This is a genomic window from Vibrio toranzoniae (assembly GCF_024347655.1).
GTDB lineage: Bacteria > Pseudomonadota > Gammaproteobacteria > Enterobacterales > Vibrionaceae > Vibrio > Vibrio toranzoniae.
On record NZ_AP025514.1, the window covers coordinates 1441444 to 1453547 of the forward strand.

At 42.5% G+C, this 12104-nt stretch carries 7 protein-coding genes; 6 read left to right on the forward strand and 1 reads right to left on the reverse strand.

The features are described from left to right. The first annotated feature begins 3 nt into the window (after window positions 1-3). The 4 genes from proQ (at window position 4) to pepN (ending at window position 6421) form a co-directional block, all read left to right on the forward strand. Entirely contained in the window at window positions 4-627 is a 624-nt protein-coding gene (gene proQ / locus OCU50_RS06255; RefSeq protein ID WP_017057223.1) for an RNA chaperone ProQ, read from the forward strand. Between the two features lie 17 nt (window positions 628-644). After that, window positions 645-2639 carry a carboxy terminal-processing peptidase gene (prc, locus tag OCU50_RS06260; RefSeq protein ID WP_046224331.1) on the forward strand — a complete coding sequence of 665 codons (1995 nt, stop codon included), beginning with the start codon at window positions 645-647 and terminating at the stop codon, window positions 2637-2639. 274 nt (window positions 2640-2913) lie between these two features. Continuing rightward, complete coding sequence (locus tag OCU50_RS06265) at window positions 2914-3597, forward strand: hypothetical protein (protein ID WP_046224330.1); 684 nt, start codon at window positions 2914-2916, stop codon at window positions 3595-3597. A 217-nt stretch (window positions 3598-3814) separates the two neighbouring features. Continuing rightward, window positions 3815-6421 carry an aminopeptidase N gene (gene pepN / locus OCU50_RS06270; RefSeq protein WP_060467638.1) on the forward strand — a complete coding sequence of 869 codons (2607 nt, stop codon included), beginning with the start codon at window positions 3815-3817 and terminating at the stop codon, window positions 6419-6421. A gap of 29 nt (window positions 6422-6450) precedes the next feature. Here the strand turns inward: pepN and OCU50_RS06275 are convergent, their stop codons facing one another. After that, on the reverse strand, window positions 6451-6579 hold the full coding sequence (locus tag OCU50_RS06275; protein WP_261809200.1) for a hypothetical protein: 129 nt from the start codon (window positions 6577-6579) through the stop codon (window positions 6451-6453). 48 nt (window positions 6580-6627) lie between these two features. Between OCU50_RS06275 and OCU50_RS06280 the strand changes: the two genes are divergently transcribed. Both OCU50_RS06280 and OCU50_RS06285 read left to right on the forward strand, forming a co-directional pair. Continuing rightward, window positions 6628-6846: a DUF2835 domain-containing protein gene (locus OCU50_RS06280; RefSeq protein WP_046224328.1), complete on the forward strand. Its 219-nt coding sequence runs from the start codon at window positions 6628-6630 to the stop codon at window positions 6844-6846. A 228-nt stretch (window positions 6847-7074) separates the two neighbouring features. Further along, a complete protein-coding gene (locus OCU50_RS06285; RefSeq protein ID WP_060467639.1) occupies window positions 7075-11916 on the forward strand; it encodes an NAD-glutamate dehydrogenase in 4842 nt (1613 codons plus the stop codon). Window positions 11917-12104: the final 188 nt, after the last annotated feature.

Here is a 12104-nt window from a genome sequence, read left to right on the forward strand (position 1 = left end):
CACATGGAAAACACTGAAAAGTTAAAAAACAGCAAAGAAGTTATCGCATATATTGCTGAATGTTTCCCTAAATGCTTTACTCTAGAAGGTGAAGCTAAACCACTTAAAATTGGTATTTTTCAAGATCTTGCTGAACGTCTAAATGAAGACGAAAAAGTAAGTAAGACTCAGCTTCGTGCAGCGTTAAGACAGTACACATCATCATGGCGTTACCTGCACGGCGTAAAAGCTGGTGCGGAACGTGTTGACCTAGACGGCAACGCGTGTGGCACACTAGAAGAAGAGCATGTAGAACACGCTAAAGCTACACTTGCAGAAAGCAAAGCGAAAGTTCAAGCTCGTCGTAAAGAACAAGCACAAAAAGCTCGTGAAGAAGGCAAAGCAAAACCTAAGGCGAAGAAAGCTCAACAGCCTCGTCGTCAAGCGCCTAAAGCACCAAAAGTCGAAAAGCCTGTTGAAACTCGCGCTTTGAACGCTGACGAATTTATCGCTGGCAAAGAAGTAAATGTGAACATGGGTAAAGGAAACATGGCTGCGACCATTGTTGAAATCAATAAGGAAGATGTGCGTGTTCAGTTAGCAAACGGCCTACAAATGGTTGTTAAAGCGGAGCACTTGCGCGCTTAAAGGAGATACTCCTACGCATGAAATGCCGTTCAAAATTGACATTGATTGCTGCTAGCTTTTGGCTAGCAGCTTCAACTCAGGCTCTCGAAGCCAAATTATCTCAGGACGATTTACCTCTACTCGTTCCTGAGGCCCAACACGAAACTGCTAGTAAACGTGTGACTTCTCGATTTACTCGTTCTCACTACAAACACTTCAATCTCAACGATGATTTCTCTCAAGCTATCTTTAATCGTTATTTAGAGATGCTGGACTATAATCGTAATATCTTCACTCAAGCTGATATTGACTCTTTTTCATCGTCGTCTAAACAAATCGATGACCAATTGAAAGCGGGCAATAACCAGATTGCTTTCGATATTTATAATTTGTCTATGCAGAAGCGTTTTGAACGTTTTCAATATGCATTGTCTTTGCTAGATACTGAGATTAAGTTTGATACCGATGAGAGTATTGAACTCAATCGTAGTGAAGCTGAATGGCCAAAAGATATCGCTGAAGTGAATGAGCTTTGGAGAAAACGCGTTAAATATGATGCGTTGAATCTAAAACTTACAGGTAAAGAGTGGCCAGAGATTCAAGAAGTTTTGGAAAAGCGTTACAACAATGCGATGAAACGTATTACACAATCGCACAATGAAGACGCTTTCCAAATCTACATGAACGCATTCGCACGTGAAGTTGATCCTCACACCAGTTACCTCTCTCCAAGAAATGCAGAACAATTCCAATCAGAGATGAATCTATCTTTGGAAGGTATTGGTGCAGTGCTTCAGATGACTGAGGACTATACCGTTATTCGCTCGTTAGTTGCTGGTGGCCCTGCGTCAAACAGCAAACAATTGAGTGATGGTGACCGTATTGTCGGTGTAGGCCAAGACGGTGAAGAAGTCGTGGATGTTATCGGCTGGCGTTTAGATGATGTAGTGCAACTGATTAAGGGTCCGAAAGGGACTAAAGTTAAGCTACAGATCTTGCCGGAAGGTAACGATGCAAAAAGTCACGTTGTCACAATTGTACGCGATAAGATTCGTTTAGAAGACCGTGCCGTTAAGTCTGAAGTTATCGAGAAAGATGGTAAGAAGATTGGTGTTCTAGAGGTACCAAGTTTCTATGTTGGCCTTTCTAAAGATACCGATAAATTAATCACTGAGCTTAAACAGCAAGGTGTTGAAGGTATTATCGTTGATCTTCGAAACAACGGTGGTGGTGCATTGACTGAAGCAACCGAACTCTCTGGTTTATTTATCAAAGAGGGGCCGATTGTTCAGGTTCGTGATAGCTACGGCCGTGTCAAAGTGAACAGCGATACTGATGGCGAAATCAGTTACCAAGGCCCATTGACGGTCCTGATAAATCGCTACAGTGCTTCAGCATCTGAAATTTTTGCAGCAGCGATGCAAGATTACGGTCGTGCAATCATCCTGGGAGAGAACTCTTTTGGTAAAGGAACGGTACAACAGCATCGCTCTTTGAATCATATCTATGATTTGTTTGATAAAGAGTTGGGCTACGTTCAATATACAATCCAGAAGTTCTACCGAATCAATGGTGGTAGTACGCAAAACAAGGGTGTAGTGCCTGATATTGCTTACCCAACACCGATTGAGTCAGATGATACGGGGGAAAGCGTTGAAGATAATGCTTTGCCTTGGGACAGTATTGATAAAGCTAATTACTCAATGTTACAACGTAATGATGATCAAATCCTCACTTTAACCGCTAAACACCAAGCTCGTGTTGCTTCTGATATGGAGTTTGGCTTTATCGCGCAAGATATTGAAAAATATAAGGCAGATAAAGATGACAACGACCTTTCTCTCAATGAAAAGGTACGTAAGCAAGAAGGTGATGATGTGGAAGCACTTCGTTTAGAGCGTATCAATCAACGCCAAAAAGTTGCTAAATTAGAAGCTTTTAAATCGTTAGACGATGTTCCTAAAGACTATGAAGCTCCAGATGCTTATCTCGACGAGTCTGTATCAATTATGCTGGATATGATCAAGAAATAGATCGGATAGTTACCGGAAGGTAATGATTCAAAAGTGCAATATTTAAAAAGCGAGCCTAGGCTCGCTTTTTTTCCTTAAATTTTACATAATCTTTAAATTTTATCCCTCGCTACTTTGCCAAACCGCCCTCTAATAATCTCGACTAATGTAGATACATTCATGCTAATGATGTGTTACTTATGTTACTTCGTATTTAAAATTTAGTGATCTAGCTCGTGTTTTTTCGCTTTCTATGCATTACGGACCTAAGATTAAAAGAAACGAGGGGGCGATTATGAAATGGATTCTATTATTTTTATCTTGTCTAAGCTTTGTTGCTTTTGGTAGCGAAGTTACTTCAGGCGAACAACAATCAAAAAGTGATAGTAATTTATCCTATTTTGACCTTCCTTTATTGCTTGGTGATTGGTATTTGATGAATCCAGATCCCGAGCAAGGCACTGAAAACTTTAGAGCAATCAAGTTGACTCTTGACTCCAACTACTCATTCTCTATTGATATTCAAAAGAAAGATTACAGTGTCGACCATTGGGAAGGTTTGTATAATGCTAATGAAGACACCATTATTTTGGGTTTGAATACTTCTGAACCCCAGGTTTACGCGTACAGCAGTAATCACAATATGCTGAATCTTAACGGTGTTATGTTCACCAAAGCCTTACCCAACGCCCTGGCTGGAATATGGTCAAGCGCCGAACTGTCTGGAAGCGATTTGCGTGCAAGCAACATTCAAAAAATGGATTTAGTGCTTCAACCCGATTTTATCTTCATGTTCCGAGTGTCCGATGAAGAAGGGGGTGAAGTCATTCGTCGCGGTGTGTATTACACCGAGGGCGACCAATTAGTACTACTTTACGAGAACGGTGAACACGGCACTCGTTACACACTGAACAGTGATGTGTTAACACTTCAAGGCGAAGAGGGAGACATGTTTGCGGTGCTTAATCGTATTCGATAAGTACGAGTTTTAGCCCTAAGATTGAACTCGTTGATAATATGGTTTGTTGCTGGTTTATTAGGCGTTCCTATCTGATTTGATTGATAAAATAGCAAAACATGGAGGCATTTTCTTACAATGCCTCCTTTTTTCAATATTCTCCTTGTTTTATTGGCGCTCAACCTTTAGAAATATACAGTTAAGAATAATTACGTATAACGATCAAAAGGAACCCGTCATGGCACATACACCTCAAGCCAAGTATCGTAAAGATTATCAATCACCATCTCACACTATTTCTGACATCGATCTTACTTTCGATTTGTACGATTCTGCATCCATCATTACCGCTGTTTCTAGTGTTAAGCAGGAGAAAGAAAGCTCGACATTAGTACTTGATGGTGAAGGCTTGAAGTTAGTGTCTGTTTTGGTTGAAGGCAAAGAGTGGACGCAGTACGAGCTGTCTGAAACTCAACTGACGCTGAATGACCTTCCAAAAGAATTCACATTAACGATCGTGACTGAAGTTGATCCTGAGGGGAACAGTGCACTTGAAGGCCTGTACAAATCGGGTGGTGCGTTTTGTACTCAATGTGAAGCTGAAGGCTTCCGTCGCATTACTTACTACATGGATCGCCCGGATGTATTAGCGAAGTTTACAACAACGGTAATCGCAGACAAATCCGAAAATCCATTTCTACTCAGTAATGGTAATCGTGTAGACGAAGGCGAAGCTGAAAATGGCCGTCACTGGGTGAAATGGCAAGACCCACATCCAAAGCCGGCATACCTGTTTGCTTTAGTTGCGGGTGATTTTGACGTACTTCGTGATGCGTACACTACGCAATCAGGTCGTAAAGTTGACCTAGAAATCTTTGTCGACAAAGGCAACCTAGACCGTGCGAACCATGCGATGGTGTCTTTGATTAACTCAATGAAGTGGGATGAAGAACGCTTCAATCTGGAGTATGACTTAGACATTTACATGATCGTAGCCGTTGATTTCTTTAATATGGGCGCGATGGAAAACAAAGGTTTGAACGTATTTAACTCTAAATTTGTTCTAGCCAACGACCAAACCGCAACGGATACAGATTACCTAGGTATTGAAGCGGTAATCGGTCATGAATACTTCCATAACTGGACGGGTAACCGAGTGACTTGTCGTGATTGGTTCCAATTGAGCTTGAAAGAAGGTTTAACCGTATTCCGCGATCAAGAATTCTCATCAGATCTTGGTTCTCGTGCAGTCAACCGTATCAACAATGTGCGTATCATCCGTGGTCCACAATTCGCTGAAGATGCGAGCCCAATGTCTCACCCAATTCGCCCAGAAAAAGTGATAGAAATGAATAATTTCTACACATTGACCGTGTACGAAAAGGGCTGTGAAGTGATCCGAATGATCCACACATTGTTGGGTGAAGACGGTTTCCAAAAAGGCATGAAGCTGTACTTCGAACGTCACGACGGCACTGCGGCAACGTGTGAAGATTTCGTAGCAGCAATGGAAGACGCATCAGGCGTTGATCTGTCTCAGTTCCGTTTATGGTACAGCCAGTCTGGCACGCCAACGTTGTCTGTTGAAAGCCACTACGACGCAGCGAAAAAACAATACAGGTTGACGGCTCGCCAAGTAACGGCGCCAACTCATGAGCAAACTGAAAAGCAGGCTTTGCATATCCCTTTAGATATCGAGTTGTACACAGCGTCTGGTGATGTGATTGAGTTACAATGTAACGGAAAGCCAGTTCATAACGTATTAGATGTAAAAGAGGCGGAGCAGACTTTTGTATTTGAAAACGTTTCTGAGCAACCAATCCCATCATTGCTTCGTGAATTTTCTGCACCAGTGAAATTGGAGTACGACTATTCAGATGAAGAGCTTATCTTTTTGATGGTGAATGCGCGCAATGAGTTTTCTCGTTGGGATGCTGGCCAAATGCTATTGGCTAAGTACATTCGCAGTAATATTAAGAAGGTTCAGCAGGGTCAAGAGTTCGAACTTTCATCTTCTGTTGTTGATGCATTCCGTGGCGTGTTACTGAGTGACTCGCTAGAACCTGCGTTTATTGCGGAGATGCTTTCTTTACCAAGCCACAATGAAGTGTCTGGTTGGTATGAGCGTGTAGATATCGATGCTATCGCGTTGGTACTAAATAGTATGAAAGTGACGCTAGCGACAGAGCTTGAAGATGAATTGTCGGCGGTTTATCACAGTCATGCATTAAGCGACTACATGATTGATCATGATTCGATTGGTAAGCGTACTCTGCGTAAAGTTTGCCTAAGTTACTTGGCTCATACTGCGCAGGGTAATGATTTGGTTGTTGCAATGTATCAGCAAGCAAACAACATGACAGATACTATGGCAGCAATGGGCGCGGCAAACAGTGCACAACTACCTTGTCGTGAAACCTTGATGGCGGATTATAGTGACAAGTGGAAACACGATGGTCTTGTTATGGATAAGTGGTTTGCTCTTCAAGGTACTAACCCAAGTTCAAATGCGCTTGAAGTGATCAAACAATCTATGTCACATCAAGCGTTTAGTTTGAAGAACCCGAACCGAACTCGTAACTTGGTTGGTTCATTTTTAAACATGAACCCGGTACAGTTCCATGACAAGTCTGGTCAGGGGTATGCGTTTGCTGGTGAGATCTTACGTGAGCTAAATAGTAGTAACCCGCAAGTGGCTTCACGTCTGATTGATCCACTTCTTAAATTCCGTAAGTACGATGATGAACGCCAAGCTCTTATCAAACAGGAACTTGAGACATTGAAGAACATGGATAATTTAGCAAAAGACCTATTTGAGAAAGTGACGAAAGCACTAGAGGCTTAAGTTAAGTGTTCTCAAGGTTAACGGTTAATTTATAAGCTGTTTACTGATAAAGAAAAGTCATCAGTGGTAGAGAATATCTGCCACTGATTTTGTGTTTCTGGTTCATCGAATTTTCGATAAACTAGAGCAGTTTCAAGCTCAGTTCCACTGTCAGACATCGTTAAGTGCCAAACAATACTGGCACTGTATATTTATACAGGTATCGTATGAATCACTATATTTTCCAACTTAACATCTCATATCAACAGTTTTTGGCCAGTTATTCAGGTGCGGCTAGTAAAGTTCAAGTGATAACAACAACCGGTTTACGCTTACAATTACCAGCAACTCGATTCAGACCACTTCTTACACAAACAGGAGTCAGAGGACAGTTTAGGCTTACAACTGACCAAAAAAATAAGTTTATAAAGTTGGAAGCTCTGTAAAGCTCGACATGCCCAGTGACTTAAAAGGAATCTTAATCACATAATCAAACATTTCACCTCTTACCACCTCCAAAACAATTAACTATTTTTCAATAATGCTTTTACAATAAACGAATGCATTACCTTTGCTTAACTCGTTAGTAGAAGTGGGCTTTACAGCGCGAATTCAAACACCAGCTTAAGTGATCCCCCTATAATAAAATACAATTCTAATTGTGGAGTGTGACTATGACCGCACGTGAAACTGTGGTTCCAGTTTTACTTGAAAAAGTGTACAAACTCATTCAAGACAAACTTGACCTTGCTCATCGACCTCTCGTAACTCAACTTGCTCAACATTTGTTTAGTAATGTTTCTCAAGACGATTTAATCCAAAGAAACGAATCTGATTTATATGGTGCTGTAGTTAGCTTATGGCATCACATCAACGAAAAAAAACCTGACGAAATTTCTGTTCGAGTATTTAATCCAACAGTAAGTCGCCAAGGTTGGCAATCTACTCACACTATCGTTGAGATAGTGGTACCAGACAGCCCATTCCTCGTTGATTCTGTAAAAATGGCATTAACACGCCTCGATCTTTCTTCTCACCTTATGCTGCATAACCCAACGCAAATTGATCGTTCTGGCGCCGGAAATGTGGTTGGCGTGAGTAACAATAAAGGCGCTTTCCAGTCGCTTTTTCATATCGAAGTGGATCGTCTTAGCAGTAAAGCTGAAATGACAGCGCTTAAAACGGAACTACTGGATATTTTTACAGATACTAGCTTAGTTGTGAATGACTGGCTTAAAATGGTTGAAAGACTTGAAGAAGTAACGAATAAAGTTGAAAAGCAAAAAGATAGCATACCAGTTGATGGTCAGCGCTTTGATGAAACGTTGGCGTTCCTTCGTTGGTTAGGTGAACACAACTTTACCTTTATGGGCTACAAGGAATATGACCTTGTGACTGTGAATGGTGACACTGAACTGCAACCGACTAAAGAGCAAGGTCTTGGTTTGTTTGCAAATTCAGATCGCGTACGTAATGTTAAGTTGTCGGAGTTTTCTGATTCGGCGCGCTTAGAGGCAAAAAAACCTTATGTACTCATTCTCACCAAGGGAAACACGGCTTCACGTATTCATCGCCCTGCTTACAATGATTATATCGGTATTAAGAAGTTTGATAAGAATGGAAAGGTAATCGGTGAACATCGTTTTACCGGTCTTTATACCTCTGCCGTTTACAATCAAACTGTTGAAACGATTCCACTGGTTCGTGAAAAAGTAGAGCGTATTATAGAGGCGAGTGGTTACCGTGAGGGATCGTACTCTTACAAAGCACTGCATAACATTCTTGAAAATTACCCGCGTGATGAACTGCTTCAAGCTCGTGAAGAAGAGCTACTGGAAGTAGGTACTGGCGTTGTGCAAATGCAAGATCGTGACCTTCTACGCTTGTTTGTTCGTAAAGACCCGTTTGGTCGCTTCTTTAGCTGTATGGTTTATGTAACAAAAGATCGTTACAACACTGAACTTCGTCGTCAAACACAGCGCATCTTGAAGCAGTACTTTGGCTGTGAACAAGAAGTTGAATTTACAACGTATTTCTCTGAAAGCCCGCTGGCGAGAACGCACTATATTGTTCGTGTTGATAACAACAACATGGATGTGGACGTGAAAACAATTGAGCAGAATTTAATGGAAGTATCGTCTACGTGGGATGACCGCTTATCTGAGTCAATCATTGCTAACTTTGGTGAAAGCAAAGGGCTTCCGCTGTCTAAAGAGTACATGCGTGCGTTCCCACGATCGTACAAAGAAGACATGATGCCTGGTTCTGCGGTGGCCGATATCGAGAGTTTGGAAGCATTAAGCGAAGATAACAGACTTGGTATGCTGTTCTACCGTCCTCAAGAAGAAGCAGCAGATTCGAAAGCCGTTCGTTTGAAACTGTTTTATCACAGTGACGAGCCAATTCACCTTTCTGAAGTAATGCCAATGCTTGAAAACTTTGGTCTACGTGTGATTGGCGAATCTCCTTACGAAGTGCGTAAGACCAATGGTTTAACCTATTGGATCTTGGACTTTTCAATGCTGCATAAGAGCGACAAGACCGTTGATCTTCGTGAAGCTCGTGATCTTTTCCAACAAGCCTTTGCTGCTATCTGGGCAAGAGAGTTAGACAGTGATGGTTTTAACCGCTTAGTACTTGGAGCAGGCCTATCCGGTCGTGAAATCTCAATCCTACGTGCTTATGCTCGTTACATGCGTCAAGTTGGCTTCCCATTCAGCCAACAATACATTGAAGACACATTGTCTCATTACCCTGAGCTAGCGAAAGGGTTAGTGAGCTTGTTCGGTAAGCGTTTCGATCCAAAACTGAAAGGCAGCGCGAAAGGTCAACAAGATCTTATCAAGAAGATTACGGAGCAGCTTGATCATGTAGAAAGTTTGGATGATGATCGTATCATTCGTCGTTACATGGAAATGATCACTGCGACACTTCGTACTAACTATTACCAGTTAGACGAAAACAAACAGTTTAAACCTTGGTTGGCTCTGAAAATGAGACCAAGCGAGATTCCAGATATTCCAGCTCCTGTCCCTGCATTCGAGATTTTTGTCTATGCTCCTGATATAGAAGGTGTGCATTTACGCGCAGGTAAAGTCGCTCGTGGTGGTTTGCGTTGGTCAGATCGTCAAGAAGATTTCCGTACTGAAATTCTAGGCCTAGTTAAAGCACAGCAAGTTAAGAACACGGTAATTGTCCCAGTGGGTGCTAAAGGTGGTTTCGTTTGTAAACGCCAGCACACAATGTCTAGCCGTGATGAAATCTTCGCTGAAGGTCAACGTTGTTACAAACGTTTCATTCGTGCATTACTGGATGTATCTGACAACATCATCGAAGGCGAGGTTATCCCGCCTAAGAGCGTGATTCGTCACGATGAAGATGACCCTTACTTGGTTGTTGCTGCCGATAAAGGTACCGCGACATTCTCAGATATCGCCAACTCAGTAGCTGGAGAGTACAACTTTTGGCTGGGTGATGCATTTGCATCTGGTGGCTCAAACGGTTACGACCATAAAGCAATGGGCATCACGGCTAAAGGTGGCTGGGAATCGGTTAAGCGTCACTTCCGTGAAATGGGTATCAACTGCCAAACGACAGATTTCACTGCAATTGGTGTGGGTGATATGGCGGGCGACGTGTTTGGTAACGGTATGCTGCTATCTAAGCACATTCGCCTGCAAGCTGCGTTTAACCACATGCACATCTTCATTGACCCGAATCCAGATTCAGCATCCAGTTGGGTAGAGCGTGATCGTCTGTTTAATCTGCCTCGTTCAAGCTGGGAAGATTACAATAAGGACCTGATTTCTCAAGGTGGTGGCATCTTCTCTCGTCGCGCGAAATCTATCCCTTTAACGCCTGAAATTCAGAAAATGCTGGGCACCAAAAAAGCTTCAATGGCGCCAAATGATTTGATCAAAGCGATCTTGTCTATGAAAGTGGATCTACTTTGGAATGGCGGTATTGGTACTTATGTTAAGTCTTCAAACGAGACTCATACCGATGTAGGTGACCGTGCAAATGACATGCTTCGCATTGATGGCCGCGACCTAAAAGCTAAAGTTGTTGGCGAAGGTGGTAACTTAGGTATGACTCAGCTGGGTCGTATTGAATATGCGCTAACAGGTGGCCGAGTTAATACTGACTTTGTTGATAATGTTGGTGGCGTAGACTGTTCGGATAACGAAGTGAACATTAAAATCTTCTTGAACGGGTTAGTGTCTAATGGTGATCTCACCGTTAAACAACGTAACCAAGTTCTAGAGTCGATGGAAAATGAAGTAGGCGAAATCGTACTCGATGATGCCTACTGCCAAGCTGAATCTATTTCGGTTACTGAGCATCAAGGTGTTGGCTTAGTGAAAGAACAAATCCGCTTCATCCACACAATGGAAAAAGCAGGGTACTTGGATCGTGGTTTGGAATACATTCCTGACGATGAAACTTTGCTAGAGCGTGAGAAGCAAGGCCAAGCGCTAACAAGGCCAGAGCTATCAGTGCTGATTGCTTACGGTAAAATGGTACTGAAAGAAGATCTTGTGAATGATGATATTGCAAATGATGAGTTCCATGCTCAGCAACTGATGCAATACTTCCCAACTGAGTTACGCCGTAACTATCATCAACACATGGATAACCATCCGTTACGTGCTGAGATCATTGCTACTGCACTTGCAAACCAAATGGTTAACGAGATGGGCTGTAACTTCGTGACTCGTTTGCAAGAAGAGACAGGCGCAAATATTGTTGAAATTGCAAATGCTTACGCGGCATCTCGTGAGATTTACGGTCTAGGCAAAGTTCTGAAAAGCATTCGTGAGTTGGATAACATCTCAAGTTCTGAAGCTCAATATGAGTTGCTTTATCATGTGCGTCGCACGTTGCGTCGTCTAGCGCGTTGGTTGCTAAGAAACCGTAATGGTAAACAATCAGTGAATGCATTGATTGAACTTTACCAAGGGGATGTGGCTGCTATTACTGAGAAACTGGATGAAAACCTAGTGGCGTCAGAAGTAGAAGAGCACCAGGCAATGGCTCAGGTGTGGATTGATCAGGGAGTAACTGCAGAACTGGCCAATTCGGTGGCTCGTTTGTCTAGCTTGTATTCAGCACTGGATATATCAACAGTGGCTCGAGAAACGGGTAAAACAGTACAACAAGCGTCTAAGCTTTACTTCAACCTTGGTGACCGTTTGTCTCTGCACTGGTTCTTGAAACAAATCAATGGCCAAGCAGTGGACAACAACTGGCAAGCGCTGGCACGTGCGGCATTCAGAGAAGATCTGGACTGGCAGCAACGTCAGCTAACTGGCCAAGTGCTTAATTGCGGTTGTGGTGCCGACCTTGATGTGATTAAAGCGTTGGATGATTGGATGGAAAGTAACTCTGTTTCTCTACATCGTTGGGAAAGTATCTTGAACGAATTCAAAGTCGGTTCGGTTCATGAGTTTGCTAAGTTCTCAGTAGCGTTGCGAGAGTTGATGCTATTGAACTTAAACTGCATGTCGACAGACTAGCGATTAGATAAAAACGAAAAGAAACAAGGGCAGGCCAATAGGTCTGCCTTTTTCGTTTAGCTGGATAATGAATGACGCTCCAATTACTTCGTCGAGTCACTTATGCTTGGTCAAGTTAGCTTCTAATTGGCCGAGTTGACTGATGCTCGTTACATGAATAATAGTCAACTGGATCATTTGTTGGGGGA